This window comes from Pseudomonas putida W15Oct28 (assembly GCF_000708715.2).
Classification (GTDB): domain Bacteria; phylum Pseudomonadota; class Gammaproteobacteria; order Pseudomonadales; family Pseudomonadaceae; genus Aquipseudomonas; species Aquipseudomonas putida_R.
Genome location: NZ_JENB01000008.1, coordinates 24,288 through 38,242, shown reverse-complemented (window position 1 = coordinate 38,242; position 13,955 = coordinate 24,288). Strand labels below are relative to the sequence as shown.

12 protein-coding genes and 1 pseudogene are annotated in these 13,955 nt (G+C 62.8%); 6 read left to right on the top strand and 7 right to left on the bottom strand.

Translation table 11 applies throughout. The annotated features are described in order from the left end of the window. Position 1 precedes the first annotated feature (1 nt). Together AK81_RS07145 and AK81_RS07140 are read left to right on the top strand one after the other, a co-directional pair. Positions 2-1,087 carry an extracellular solute-binding protein gene (locus AK81_RS07145; protein ID WP_043197850.1) on the top strand — a complete coding sequence of 362 codons (1,086 nt, stop codon included), beginning with the start codon at positions 2-4 and terminating at the stop codon, positions 1,085-1,087. A gap of 3 nt (positions 1,088-1,090) precedes the next feature. After that, a complete protein-coding gene (locus tag AK81_RS07140; protein WP_043197848.1) occupies positions 1,091-2,200 on the top strand; it encodes an agmatine deiminase family protein in 1,110 nt (369 codons plus the stop codon). Positions 2,201-2,548: 348 nt separating this feature from the next. Here AK81_RS07140 and AK81_RS07135 read toward each other — a convergent pair whose 3' ends face one another. Both AK81_RS07135 and AK81_RS07130 read right to left on the bottom strand, forming a co-directional pair. Then, complete coding sequence (locus AK81_RS07135; RefSeq protein WP_043197846.1) at positions 2,549-3,082, bottom strand: cytochrome b/b6 domain-containing protein; 534 nt, start codon at positions 3,080-3,082, stop codon at positions 2,549-2,551. After that, complete coding sequence (locus tag AK81_RS07130) at positions 3,079-3,345, bottom strand: PepSY domain-containing protein (protein WP_043197845.1); 267 nt, start codon at positions 3,343-3,345, stop codon at positions 3,079-3,081. The genes AK81_RS07135 and AK81_RS07130 overlap by 4 nt, the downstream gene beginning before the upstream one ends. A gap of 174 nt (positions 3,346-3,519) precedes the next feature. Here AK81_RS07130 and AK81_RS07125 point away from each other — a divergent pair. Beyond that, a pseudogene (locus AK81_RS07125) lies at positions 3,520-4,647 on the top strand (acetyl-CoA C-acetyltransferase); the annotation flags it as partial. Between the two features lie 102 nt (positions 4,648-4,749). On the opposite strand, the gene AK81_RS07120 reads toward AK81_RS07125, so the two are convergent. Beyond that, on the bottom strand, positions 4,750-5,469 hold the full coding sequence (locus AK81_RS07120; RefSeq protein WP_043197843.1) for an SDR family NAD(P)-dependent oxidoreductase: 720 nt from the start codon (positions 5,467-5,469) through the stop codon (positions 4,750-4,752). Between the two features lie 189 nt (positions 5,470-5,658). Then, positions 5,659-6,459, bottom strand: coding sequence for a 5-methyltetrahydropteroyltriglutamate--homocysteine methyltransferase (locus tag AK81_RS07115; RefSeq protein WP_043197842.1), 801 nt, complete (start codon positions 6,457-6,459; stop codon positions 5,659-5,661). Between the two features lie 207 nt (positions 6,460-6,666). Between AK81_RS07115 and AK81_RS07110 the strand changes: the two genes are divergently transcribed. Further along, positions 6,667-8,154 carry a methylenetetrahydrofolate reductase C-terminal domain-containing protein gene (locus tag AK81_RS07110; protein ID WP_043197840.1) on the top strand — a complete coding sequence of 496 codons (1,488 nt, stop codon included), beginning with the start codon at positions 6,667-6,669 and terminating at the stop codon, positions 8,152-8,154. Here AK81_RS07110 and yjiA read toward each other — a convergent pair. The 3 genes from yjiA to AK81_RS07095 form a co-directional block, all read right to left on the bottom strand. After that, entirely contained in the window at positions 8,114-9,091 is a 978-nt protein-coding gene (gene yjiA, locus AK81_RS07105; protein WP_043198067.1) for a GTPase, read from the bottom strand. The genes AK81_RS07110 and yjiA overlap by 41 nt on opposite strands. A 184-nt stretch (positions 9,092-9,275) precedes the next feature. Continuing rightward, positions 9,276-9,473 (bottom strand): YbdD/YjiX family protein, encoded by a 198-nt coding sequence (locus AK81_RS07100; RefSeq protein WP_003251633.1) that lies wholly within the window; start codon positions 9,471-9,473, stop codon positions 9,276-9,278. Positions 9,474-9,490: 17 nt separating this feature from the next. Then, complete coding sequence (locus AK81_RS07095; RefSeq protein ID WP_043197839.1) at positions 9,491-11,557, bottom strand: carbon starvation CstA family protein; 2,067 nt, start codon at positions 11,555-11,557, stop codon at positions 9,491-9,493. A gap of 177 nt (positions 11,558-11,734) precedes the next feature. Between AK81_RS07095 and AK81_RS07090 the strand changes: the two genes are divergently transcribed. Both AK81_RS07090 and AK81_RS07085 read left to right on the top strand, forming a co-directional pair. Then, entirely contained in the window at positions 11,735-12,100 is a 366-nt protein-coding gene (locus tag AK81_RS07090; protein ID WP_043197837.1) for a PilZ domain-containing protein, read from the top strand. 263 nt (positions 12,101-12,363) lie between these two features. After that, on the top strand, positions 12,364-13,881 hold the full coding sequence (locus AK81_RS07085) for a nucleobase:cation symporter-2 family protein (RefSeq protein WP_043197836.1): 1,518 nt from the start codon (positions 12,364-12,366) through the stop codon (positions 13,879-13,881). Positions 13,882-13,955 lie beyond the last annotated feature (74 nt).

The window sequence follows — 13,955 nt, the reverse complement described above, 5'->3', positions numbered from 1 at the left end:
CATGAAACGCCACGTTCTAGCTGCACTGGCGCTGGCCATCTGCGCCAGCCACGCCCAGGCCGATCAGCCCGTGCTGCGCCTGTACAACTGGGCCGACTATTTTGCCGAGGACACCCTGAAGCAGTTCACGGCCGAAACCGGCATCCAGGTGATCTACGACGTCATGGACGGCAGTGAAGTGCTCGAAGCCAAGCTGATGTCCGGGCGCAGTGGCTACGACCTGGTGTTCCCCGGTGACACCGTTGCCGAGCGGCTGATGCGTGCCGGCAGCCTGCAGCCACTGGACCACAGCCGCCTTGAGGCACTGGACGACATCGAGCCTGGCCTGCGCCAGCTGCATGCCCGGTACCCCAAGGCCAGCCAGGCGACCGTGCCCTACACCTGGGGCACCATCGGCCTGACGGTAAATGCCGAAAAAGTCCGCCAACGCATGCCCGATGCGCCGTTGGACAACCTCGACCTGCTGTTCAAGCCGGAGCTGGCCGCCAAGTTCGCCGACTGCGGTATCTCGGTCATCGACTCGCCCGACGAGGTGTTGGCCGTGGTCCTCAACTACCTGGGCCGCGAGCCGCGCAGCGCCACGCGTGAAGACCTGGCCGCCGCCAGCGAATTGCTCAAGGCCATACGCCCGTATGTGCGCAAGTTCCAGTCGCAGCCGGTGACCGAACTGGTCAACGAGAACCTGTGCGTGTCTCTGGGCTACAGCGGCGACGTGATCCAGGCCCAGCGCACGGCCGAGGCTGCAGGCAAGCACCTGGACTTCCAGTACCGCGTGCCCCGCCAAGGCACCACGGTGTGGATGGACACCATGGCCATCCCGGCCGATGCCAGGCACCCGGAATACGCCTATCGTTTCATCAACTTCGTCATGCGCCCGGCGAACATGGCTGCCATCAGCAACTTCACCGGTTACCCCACTGCCAGCGCCAAGGCGCGCCTGGCGGTGGACCCACGCATGCGCGACAACCCCGATATCTACCTCGACGAAGCAACCTATGCCCGACTGATACCGGGCCGCGATATTCCACAGGCGGACATGCGTGCACGCATGCGCGTGTGGACACGCTTCAAGACTGCACAGGACTGAGCCATGCCAAGCCGTAGAACCTTCCTGCAACTGTCACTGGCCGCCGGCCTCGGCGCCGGCCTTGGCTTGCCCCTGGGCCTGGCCCGCGCCGAAGAACCGGGGCGCTGGTTCATGCCTGACGAGGGCGAACCGCAGCAGCGCGCCTTCATCGCCTTCGGCGCCCAGGATGCCATCTGGGAAGACTTCACCGCCGATGTGCAAGCCGCCCTGGGCCGCATCGCCCAGGCCATCGCGCGTTATCAGCCGGTCACCGTGTTCTGCCGGGCAAGCGAACGCAAGCTGGCCGAGCAGCACTGCGCCAGCCCGCGCACACGCTTTGTCGAGTTCGACCTGGACGACATCTGGATGCGCGACATCGGCGCCAACTTCGTCCTCGATGACGACGGCGCGCTGGGCGCGGTGGATTTCAACTTCAACGGTTGGGGCAACAAGCAGCGCCACCGCAACGATGCACAGCTGGCCAAGCGGGTCGCCACCCTCGCCGGCGCCGGCTACCAGCGCAGCGAACTGGTAGGCGAAGGTGGCGCCATCGAAGTGGATGGCCATGGCACCGGCATCATGACCGAAAGCAGCTGGATCAATGCCAATCGCAACAAGGGCTGGAGCAAGGCCGAGGTCGAGGCCGAGCTCAAGGAGCGCCTGGGGTTGAGCAAGGTTATCTGGCTGCCGGGCATCGCTGGTGAGGACATCACCGACGGGCATGTGGATTTCTATGCCCGCTTCGTGCGGCCGGGGGTGGTGATTGCCAACCTGGACAACGACCCGGAATCGTATGACCACGCCGTGACGCGCAAGCATCTTGAGATTCTAAAACGCGCCACCGATGCCGAAGGCCGGGCGTTGCAGATTCATGTCGTGTCACCGCCACAGCGCGGGCGGCGTAACAGGTTCAGCAAGGGCAATGACGACTTTGCGGCGGGGTACATCAACTACTTCGTGATCAATGACGCCATCATCGCGCCGCAGTTTGGCGATGCGCAGGCAGATGAAAAAGCCCGGGCGTTGCTGGCGGCGTTGTACCCGGGGCGGGATATCGTGCAGCTGGATATTGATGCCATTGCAGCTGGGGGTGGAGGGATTCACTGTGTGACCCATCAGTGCCCGGCTGTTTGAATGAGGTTGCCTGTGCCGGCCTCTTCGCGGGCTCGCCCGCTCCCACAGGTATTCCACAAACCTCAAGGCCTGTGCTGTACCTGTGGGAGCACAGGTATTCCACAATCCTTGGCCTGTGCAGTACCTGTGGAAGCACAGGTATTCCACAATCCTTGGCCTGTGCAGTACCTGTGGAAGCACAGGTATTCCACAAACCTCAAGGCCTGTGCAGTACCTGTGGAAGCACAGGTATTCCACAATCCTTGGCCTGTGCAGTACCTGTGGAAGCACAGGTATTCCACAAACCTCAAGGCCTGTGCAGTACCTGTGGGAGCGGGCGAGCCCGCGAAGGGGCCAGTACAGGGCCCCTCAATCGCGACGGCGGCGCCGCCCGGTGATCATCGACAACGGCAGGTTCTCGCGCAGGCGCGCACTCTCATAGATAGCCGCCAGCACATGCACACACACCAACGCCAACACCGCATCGGCCAACCAACTGTGCAGGTCGGTCGGCCAATCAGCCCCCCACAGTGCATCCACTTCCTGGGACGCCCACCCGGTCAGGCCCAGCCCAGCGATCCCCGTCAGCATCAACAGCATCACCAGGGCGCCAATCGGCGAATGCCCCAGGCGATGACAAGGCTCGCCCCGCAGCAATGCACGGGCATGCCCGGCCAGGCGCGCCGGGGTTGGCCAGAAGTCGGCCCAGCGCGCGCTGGGTGGCCCGACAAAGCCCCAGACCACGCGCACCACGACACAGGCCAGTGCGTAGTAACCCAGCCACTGGTGCCAGTCGTCACCTTCTTCGTTGAAAAAATAGTCCGCAAAGAACACGCCGGCGATGGAGAGATGGCACAGCCGCAGGAGCGGGTCCCACAGCTGCACCGTGCCGTCGCTGTTCAATCGTCATACTCGGACTTGACCGCTTTGCCGGTCACCGGGTCATGGTAGATCTCGACCTTGCGGCCATCCTTGTCGAAACCATAGATCTCGTAGCAGTTGCCCTTGGTAACCTTGAACTTGTTGATCTTGTAACCCTGCTCCTTGAGCTGGGCCTGGAACTTTTCCTGGTCTTGCCAGGTGCTTTTGTCTGCGGTGGTGCATTGAGTGGCGGCGAATGCTGTGCTGCTGCCGATCAGAAGCGTCAGGGCGATGAGGGTGCGCATGGGTATGGGCTCCATTCAATTGAGTGAAACAGCACGGAATTCAGCTTAGTTGGATAGAACGCCGAGCGCCCATTGATTTGTTTTTCACATCAATCCGAAAGAAAAACAAACTTAACAAATGAGCCAAAGCCACCGATGCTTGGGTATTACGCCCATCGCACGGAGAACAACAACATGAACGACGTGGTCATCGTCGCCGCTACCCGTACCGCCATCGGCAGCTTCCAGGGCGCCCTGGCCACGGTACCTGCGGTCGACCTCGGTGCCGCCGTGATCAAGCGCCTGCTGGAGCAGACCGGGCTGGACCCGGCGCAGGTCGACGAAGTGATCCTCGGCCAGGTGCTCACCGCCGGCGCCGGGCAGAACCCGGCACGCCAGGCTGCGATCAAGGCCGGCTTGCCCTACAGCGTACCGGCGCTGACCCTGAACAAGGTCTGCGGCTCGGGCCTCAAGGCCCTGCACCTGGCCACCCAGGCCATTCGCTGCGGTGATGCCGAGGTGGTGATTGCCGGTGGCCAGGAAAACATGAGCCTGGCCCCGTATGTGATGCCTTCGGCCCGCACCGGCCAGCGCATGGGCCATGGCCAGCTGATCGACAGCATGATCACCGATGGCCTGTGGGATGCCTTCAACGACTATCACATGGGCATCACCGCCGAGAACCTTGTGGATAAGTACGGCCTCAGCCGTGAGCAGCAGGACGCCTTCGCCGCCGAATCGCAGCGCAAGGCCGTAGCGGCCATCGAGGCCGGGCGCTTCGTTGATGAAATTACCCCGATCGTGCTGCCACAGAAAAAGGGTGAGCCCAAAGTGTTCGCCCAGGACGAACAGCCACGCCCGGCCACCACCGCTGACTCGTTAGCCAAACTGCGCTCTGCGTTCAAGAAGGACGGCAGCGTTACGGCTGGCAACGCCTCCAGCCTGAATGACGGCGCCGCCGCCGTGCTGCTGATGAGTGCCGTCAAGGCCAATGCCCTGGGCCTGCCAGTGCTGGCGAAGATCGCGGCCTATGCCAGTGCCGGGGTAGACCCGGCGATCATGGGCATCGGCCCGGTTTCGGCGACCCAACGCTGCCTGGACAAGGCTGGCTGGCAACTGGCCGAACTGGACCTGATCGAAGCCAACGAAGCCTTTGCCGCACAGGCGCTGGCGGTGGGCAAGGTGCTGGAATGGGATGCTGCGCGGGTCAATGTGAATGGCGGAGCGATTGCCCTGGGCCACCCGATTGGCGCTTCCGGATGCCGGGTGCTGGTGACCTTGCTGCACGAGATGATCAAGCGGGATGCCAAGAAAGGCCTGGCCCGCTCCCACAGGGACAGCACAAACCTTGAAATTTGTGCGGTCCCTGTGGGAGCGGGCAAGCCCGCGAAGAGGCCGGGCCTGCGTACACAGCAATCTCAGGTATCAGAACCGCTCATCAGCAATAGCCGGCAAGGTCAGCTCCCGAACATAACTGGCCGCCGACAGCTCCAGTAGCGTGCGCACCATCAGCACCACATCGTGCAGCGGTATCAGCCCCCCTTCCCCACGCGCCGCAGCCTCGGCCAACGGCACATCCAGGCTGTCTTCGGTATTCAGGTACCCCAGGTTCAGGCACGTCACCCCAAGGCCCTGCTCCCGATAGCCTTCGCGCAACGCTTCGGCGATGCCGCGCAGGGCGAATTTGGAGGCGGCAAAGGTCACTTCCGGGCGACCACTCTGGGGCAGGCCCGAGGTGGAACCGGTCAGAATGATCCGTGGTTTTTCGCTTTTGAGCAGCAGCGGCAGCAGGCGCTTGATCAGCAGGATGGTCGCGGTGATGTTGCAGTCGACCATGCGCTGCAACTGCGCATCACGGTCATCAAGGAAGCTGTAGTGGGCCTCGAAGGCTTCGGCCTCCCACAGGCCGAGGTTGTAGATCAGCGTATCCACGCCACCCTCGGCCAGGGCGCGGAAAATGGTCTCTACGGCGGCGGCCGGCTGGCCAAGATCGGCTTCGATCCACTGGGCCTGGATATCCTTGCCCACGTTCACTGCCGCTGGCTGGGTGCGCGACACCCCGATCAACGTATCGCCCGGTTTGCCCAGCCCTTGCATGAACGCCATGCCCAGGCCCTTGCTGGCACCGACTACCAGAACTCGCATCGCATCACTCCCTGTCGATTTGATCGGAGTCGGAATTCTAGGGGTTTTGCAGCACCTGTGCCGGCCTCTTCGCGGGTGAACCCGCTCCTACAGGGACCGTACATGTTGCAAGGTTTGTGCTGTACCTGTGGGAGCGGGCTTATCGAGGCGTCGAACCGCCGCGAAGAGGCCGGCACAAGCAGCCGATGATCAAGCGGCGGCTCGGTTCTCTTCCAGCGCAGCAGCCAGCACAGCCACTTCCTGGCACTTCTGCACGGCCACGTCCACCGGGCTGCCCGACAACGAGCAGGATGGCGCCAGCCACAGCCGCTCCCCCAGACGCTCATGGGCATCGTGCAGCAGGTCCAGGGTCGCGCCCAGGTTGCAAGGCGCGGCATTGCGGCCGTCGACCAGGCCCAGCGACAGCACTTTGTAGGCCGGCAGGCGGTCGAGAATGGTCACGTACTGGTCGGGTGCCTGCACCAGGTCGATGTGCAGGCCATCGACCGGCAGGTTCGCGGCCAGGCCGAGGTTGCCTCCAAGGCCACCAGAGTAAGTGGCGATCAGCTTTTTCAATGGCGCGCGCTGAAGGATGTTATAGACGCGCTCGAAAGCATTTTTCCAATCCTGCGGAAGGTCTTCGGCGAGAATCGGCTCATCGATCTGCACCCACTCGACACCCAGAACAGCCAGGCGGTTGAGATGCTGGTCATACAGCGGCAGCAGGCGGTCGAGGCGCTCCAGCGTGTCGATGCCGCCGTTGTTTTCGCCCTGCCACAGATAGGTCAATGGGCCGATCACCACTGGCTTGACCGCATGGCCCAAGGCCTTGGCTTGTGCCACTTCGTCAAAAAGTTGCGCCCAGCTCAGCTCGAACGGTTGGTCAAACCAGGCAAAGTCGCCCACTGGCAGCAGTTCGATGCCGGCGTCTTTCTGCACCTGCCACTGGCGGGCACGCAGCTCGCTGTCATGGTCGATGCGTGGAAAGCCCAGGTTGTGTGCCAGTGCCATGTCTTGTCCCTTAGCCTGCATAAATGGATGAGGGAATTTTCCGGCGGATAGCCGTTTGAAACAAACTCATTAAATTTGAGATGAACTCAAGATTTTTTCATGATCATGATGATGTCTCATTCAGAGCACCACCCTGCGCATCCGGACATGACCCCGCCCGCCTTCTGCCGCACAATGCCACCCTGACCACACCAGGTGCCCGGCCACATGAGCCTGCTGAAAACCGCGCTGCGCGAACAGAACTTCGTCTGTGTCATGGAGTTCGTCCCCAAGCCTTCCGCAGAACGCTTCGCCGCCATGGAAGCGATCATGGCCCGTGCGCACCTGTGCGGCTGGCCGATGACCTTGGCCATCGGCGATCGTGTCGGCAGCCCGCTGGACATGTCGCCGCTGGACGCCCTCGCCTCGTTCAGCAACCCGGTGCCTGCGCTGCCGCATTTTTCCGGCAAGGATCGCGAACGCCACCACCTGCTTGCCCAACTGCAGCGCATGGACGCCGAGGGCCTCGACCAGCTGTTGCTGCTGACCGGCGACCGCCTGCCCGGCCACGAGCCCGGTCAGCGCCCGGTGCGCTACCTGGAATCGGTCGCCGCCCTGCAGATCGCCCGCCAGGCTTGCCCGCACTGGTTGCTGGGCGCAGCGCTGAACCCGTTCAAGTACCACGAGGAAGAAGGCGGCGCACAGTATTTCAAGGCCGAGAAAAAGCTGGCCGCGGGGGCCGACTTCCTCACGCTGCAACTGGGCTTCGACGCCGCCAAGCACCAGGAAGCCATGCACTGGATGCGCCGCCAACCCACGCCCAAGCCGATGCTGGCCTGCCTGATGAGCCTCACCCACGGCCGCGCGACAATGCTCGACCACGTGGCGGGCGTCACTGTCACCCCGTCCATGCGTGACATGCTCGAAGCGGAAACCGCACAGTCCAAGGTGTTTGCCCTGGCGCGCAGTGTTGACCGCCTGGCCTTGCAGATCATTGGTGTAAAGCTGATGGGCTACGCCGGCGTGCACCTGTCAGGTGTTCACGAACTCAAGCATCTGCTGGCCCTGGAAGCCCGTATCGAGCACTGGCAAACCCAGGTTCACACGCTGGAGCAGTGGGCGCCCGCCTGGCAGGCCAGTTGGCAGATGCCCGGCCTGCCGGCCGTGATCTTCCACCCGCCACAAGCGGCCTGGCGCCAGGGCGAATCGCGGGTCGATGCCTCGTTCAAGGAGAAAGCGCGCTATCACCTGATGCACGGCATGCATTCGCTGTTGTTCAGCCGCCGCAACGGCCTGAGCAAGGCATTTGGCTGGGCAGTACGCCGGCCGCTGTGGGCTACGCAGCTTGGCGCACAGGTGCTGCACAAAGTGGAACGTGCGGTGAAACGGCCGCTGGTGGGTTGCGATACCTGCGGCCGCTGCCGCTTGGAAGACACCCTGTACGTCTGCCCGGAAACCTGCCCCAAAGGCCTGGCCAACGGACCCTGCGGCGGTACCGCGCTGAACCGCTGCGAGTTCGGCGACCGCGAGTGCATCCACAGCGTCAAGTACCGCACCGCCAAGGCAGTGCGGCAAACGGCGGTGCTGACCGAACGCCTGATCCCGTGCATCGAGGTCGAAAGCCGCCACCGCAGCTCATGGCCGCAGTGGTTCCAGGCCGCAACGCCGCGCCGGCTCAGCCCGCAGCCAGCGCCTCGAAGCCAGCCCGAATCGTAGCCTCGGGCAGTTCATCGGCGATGAACACCATCACGCTCTCGCGGGGTTCACCCTCGGCCCATTCGGCGTCCCAGTCGAAGCCGTAGAGTTTGAGCACGCCCTGGAACACCAGCTTGCGATCTTCACCGGCGATGTTCAGCACGCCCTTGTAGCGCAGCAGCTGCTTGCCGTGGGTTTCCAGCAACTCGTTCATGAAGCCGCTGAGGCGGTCGATGTCCAGCGCGGTTTCCGTGCGCAGCACCAGGGTGGAGATACGGTCGGGGGTGGCGGGCTTGAGCACCGGGCGCAGTGTCGGCTTCAGGTTCGCGCCCAGGTCGGGGTTGAGGTTGAAACCACGCACATCCAATAGCTCCGCCAGGTCGATACGGCCGTGCTCGACCACGCGGATCGCAGCCCTGCCATTGATGCGGGCCAGGCGTTCGCGCAGGGCTTCTACCGCAGCCGGCTCGACCAGATCGGTCTTGCTCAGCAGCAGTCGATCGGCAAAGCCGACCTGGGCCTGGGCGATGGTCTGGGTCAGGTGCAGTTCGGCATGAACAGCGTCGACCAGAGTAATGATGCCGTCGAGGATGTAGCGCTCGCGCAGGTCCTCGTCGATGAAAAAGGTTTGCGCCACCGGCGCCGGGTCGGCCAGGCCGGTGCATTCGATTACCAGCCGGTCAAAGGCGATCTCGCCTGCATCCAGGCGTTCGAGCAGCAGGTACAAGGCGCGGGTGAGATCACCATGGATGCTGCAGCACACGCAGCCATTGGCCAGGGTCATCACCTGCACCGGCTCGTCGCCCAGCAGCTGGCTGTCGATGCCGGCCTCGCTGAATTCGTTTTCGATCACGGCAATCTTCAGGCCGTGCTCGGCCTTGAGCATGTGCTTGAGCAAGGTGGTCTTGCCAGCACCGAGGAAGCCAGTGAGTACGGTTACGGGAATAGGCGTCTGCACGCAGAACATCTCCTGTGCAGTGAATTTCGGAAAGCGAGCCGCGATCCCTGTAGGAGCGGCCTTGTGTCGCGATGGGCCGCAAAGCAGCCCCGGCAATATCTGCTGCGAAGCTGAAAACCTGGGGCCGCTGCGCGGCCCATCGCGACACAAGGCCGCTCCTACAAAGGGCCGCGCTAGCCTGGACTTAGCAGCACTTGGGCCCGGACTTGCCACCGTAACGGGCTTCCTGGCGTTCGCGGAAGAACGCCTCGTAGCTCATCACCGGCTTGTCCGGATGCGTCTTCTGCATGTGTTCGACATAGTTGTCGTAGTCGGGCATGCCGACCATCAGGCGGGCTGCCTGCCCCAGGTATTTTCCCAGTCGACCCAAGTCGTTGAACATAACTGCAGTCCTCTCGATTACGCGTCAGGCAAGGCCTGGAACGGGGTTTCCTTGTCGCTGCGCTCCTTGCGGCCCCAGGCGCCGTAGCCGACCTTGATGGCGAAGAACAGGATACTGAAGACCACCAGCAGGAACAGGATCGTCAGGCCCGCGTTGGTGTAGGCGTTGTAGATCACGTGCTGCATCTGCCCGATGTCCTTGGCCGGGGCCAGTACCTGGCCGGCGTCCAGGGCAGTGCTGTACTTCTTGGCCAGGGCCAGGAAGCCAACGGCCGGGTTCGGGTCGAACAGCTTGATCAGGCCTGCAGCAGTGGTGCAGATCAGCAGCCAGACGGCCGGCAGCAGGGTGACCCAGATGTAGCGCTGACGTTTCATCTTGATCAGCACCACAGTACCGAGCATCAAGGCGATACCGGCCAGCATCTGGTTGGAGATGCCAAACAGCGGCCACAGGGTGTTGATGCCACCCAGCGGGTCGATCACGCCCTGGTACAGCAGATAGCCCCACATTGCCACGCAGCCAGCGGTGGCGAGCAGGTTGGCACCCCACGATTCGGTGCGTTTGAGCGCCGGCACGAAGCTGCCCAGCAGGTCTTGCAGCATGAAGCGCCCGGCACGGGTACCGGCGTCCACCGCGGTGAGGATGAACAGCGCCTCGAACAGGATCGCGAAGTGGTACCAGAAGGCCATGGTGTTTTCACCTGGCAACACCTGGTGCAGGATCTGCGCAATACCGACCGCCAGGGTTGGCGCACCGCCGGCACGGGCCAGGACGGTGTGCTCGCCGATGTCACGGGCGACGGCTTCAAGCTGCTCGGGGGTGATCAGGAAGCCCCAGCTGCTGACCGTCTGCGCCACCGACACAACGTCTGCGCCCACCACGGCGGCCGGGCTGTTCATGGCGAAGTAAACGCCTGGTTCGATCACCGAAGCAGCGACCATGGCCATGATGGCCACGAACGACTCCATCAGCATGCCGCCGTAACCGATGTAACGGGCGTTGGTTTCGTTGTCCAGCAGCTTGGGCGTGGTGCCCGAAGAGATCAGCGCATGGAAGCCGGACACCGCACCACAGGCAATGGTGATGAACAGGAACGGGAACAGGGTGCCCTTCCACACCGGGCCTGTGCCGTCGGTGAACTGGGTCAGCGCCGGCATTTTCAGCTCGGGCGCGATGATCAGGATACCGATGGCCAGGCCAACGATGGTGCCGATCTTGAGGAAGGTAGACAGGTAGTCACGCGGCGCCAGCACCAGCCACACCGGCAGCACCGCGGCGACGAAGCCGTAGCCCACCAGCATCCAGGTGATCTGCACGCCGGTGAAGGTGAACGCCGGGCCCCAGACCGGGTCCGCAGCGATCACGCCGCCCAGCCAGATAGAAGCCAGCAGCAATACCACGCCAACCACCGAGATCTCGCCAATGCGGCCCGGGCGGATGTAGCGCATGTAGATGCCCATGAACATCGCGATCGGGATGGTCGCCATGACCGTGAACATGCCCCACGGGCTTTCGGCCAGCGCCTTGACCACGATCAGCGCCAGCACCGCAAGGATGATGATCATGATCAGGAAGCAGCCGAACAGGGCGATGGTGCCGGGAATGCGGCCCATCTCCTCGCGCACCATGTCGCCTAGCGAGCGGCCATTGCGGCGGGTGGACATGAACAGGACCATGAAGTCCTGTACCGCACCGGCCAGCACTACGCCTGCGATCAGCCACAGCGTACCGGGCAGGTAGCCCATTTGCGCGGCGAGCACCGGGCCGACCAGGGGCCCTGCGCCGGCGATGGCAGCGAAGTGGTGACCGAAAAGAATGTGTTTGTTGGTCGGGACGTAGTCCAGGCCGTCGTTGTTGAGCACCGCCGGCGTAGCGCGGCGCGGGTCCAGTTGCATCACCTTGGTGGCGATGAACAGGCTGTAGTAACGGTAGGCAACCAGGTAGATGGCCACTGCCGCGACCACGATCCACAAGGCGTTGATTGCCTCACCGCGACGCAGGGCAACCACACCCAGCGCGCAGGCCCCTATGACTGCCAGCGCCAACCACGGAATGTGGCGTAGCAGGCTATTATTGTTGTTCATGGTTAGCTTCCAGCTGGTGGATTGGAAAGACCGCCCACCGAGTCTAGGGCGAGTCAAGACGCATTGCCACACTTGCTTTGGTCTAGAGCCTCTGCGGCCAGATTGCAGTACCTGATGCACATGACGTTATAACTATAGTCAGGATGTCACCTTAGGACCTACCCGAGGATCCATGCCATGAGCGATCACGACGAACGCCGCCGTTTCCAGCGAATCCAGTTCGATGCCCCGACCAGGCTGTGCCAGGGCGAACGTTGCTGGGAGGTGAAACTGCTCGACCTGTCCCTCAAAGGCCTGCTGGTTGAAAGCCCGCAAACCTGGGACCCCGACCTGAGCCAGGATTTCGAAGCCTACATCGTGCTCAACGATGAAGTAACCGAGGTGCAGATGCAGGTCGAACTGCGCCACGAAGAACCGGACCGCCTGGGCTTCATCTGCCTGTACATCGACATCGATTCGATGAGCCATTTGCACCGTCTTGTGGAATTGAACGTGGCCGACAGCACCGAAATGATGCGTGAGCTGCGCGAACTCATCGAATAATGAAATCTCTTAGCTAGCTAATAGCCTTCCCCCGATGTGTTTCCTGTCTACCCAGACAGCTTTAAGCCTGGGTAGCAACACTTTGTACACACCCCTCTAATACAGCATTTGATGAGTTGGTACGCCTTCTGCATTGTGTTTTCGCACATCCTGCGGCCGCCCCTGTGCGCGCTCCGATCAAAATATTGTATACAATTCTTGTGGCAATCATTTGCAGGAACTGTCTACAGTAGCGACACAAAAATAAACAGAGAGCCTGCTCCATGACTACGTCCCCTAGCACGTCTCCCGCCAAGCGCCCCGAGGATGAAAACCTCGGCCTTGGTGCCAACCTGGCCTACGGTCTGCAGCATGTGCTGACCATGTACGGAGGGATCGTTGCGGTACCCCTGATCCTGGGGCAGGCCGCAGGCCTCAACGGCGCCGAAATCGGCATGCTGATTGCCGCCTCGCTGTTTGCCGGTGGCCTGGCCACCCTGCTGCAAACCCTCGGCCTGCCGTTCTTCGGCTGCCAGTTGCCGCTGGTGCAGGGCGTGTCGTTCGCCGGTGTGGCGACCATGGGGGCGATTCTCAGCAGCGAGGGCGGCGGTGGCCTGCCCGGCGTGCTCGGCGCAGTCATGGCGGCGTCGCTGATCGGTTTTCTGATCACGCCGGTGTTCTCGCGTATCACCAAGTTCTTCCCGCCGCTGGTGACCGGTATCGTCATCACCACCATCGGCCTGACCCTGATGCCGGTAGCCGCCCGCTGGGTGATGGGCGGCAACAGCGCCTCGCCGGAGTTCGGCAGCGTGGCCAACATCGGCCTGGCGGGGCTGACCTTCGCCATCGTGCTGCTGCTGAGCAAGCTGGGCAGCGCGACCATCTCGCGCCTGTCGATCCTGCTGGCCATGGTGCTCGGCACCCTGATCGCCTGGGCGCTGGGCATGACCGATTTCAGCAAGGTCACCGAAGGTGCGATGTTCGCCTTCCCCACGCCGTTCCACTTCGGCATGCCGGAATTCCACATCGCCGCGATCCTGTCGATGTGCATCGTGATCATGGTCACCCTGGTGGAAACCTCGGCCGACATCCTCGCCGTGGGTGAGATCATCGAAACCAAGGTCGACTCCAAGCGCCTGGGCAACGGCCTGCGCGCCGACATGGCATCGAGCATCCTGGCGCCGATCTTCGGCTCGTTCACCCAGAGCGCGTTCGCCCAGAACGTCGGCCTTGTGGCCGTGACCGGGGTCAAGAGCCGTTACGTGGTAGCCACCGGTGGCGTGATCCTGGTGGTACTCGGCCTGCTGCCGGTCATGGGCCGGGTGATTGCTGCAGTACCAACCCCGGTACTGGGCGGCGCGGGCATCGTGCTGTTCGGCACAGTGGCGGCCAGCGGTATCCGCACCCTTTCCAAGGTGAGCTACAAGAACAACGTCAACCTGATCATCGTCGCCGCTTCGCTGGGCTTTGGCATGATTCCGATTGCCGCGCCAACCTTCTACCACCACTTCCCGAACTGGTTCGAGACCATCTTCCACTCGGGCATCAGTTCGGCGGCGATCATGGCCATCCTGCTGAACCTGATCTTCAACCACTTCACCACCGGCAACTCGGAAAACCAGTCCGTGTTCGCCGCAGCGTACGAACGCACCATCCAGTACTCCGACATTTCCGCACTGCGTGATGGCGACTACTTCAAGGATGGCAAGCTGTTCGATGCCGAAGGAAACGAAGTGCCGATGCTGGAGCTGGACGAGCATGGCAATCAAACAGTGAGGCGGGCGGCGGTTGCCGAGCATTGACCGCTGATTGAGCAGTGAGGTGGGGAGGGGCCGACGCGCATCGTCGGCCCCTTTTTCGTTTGCCTGTTCAGGCC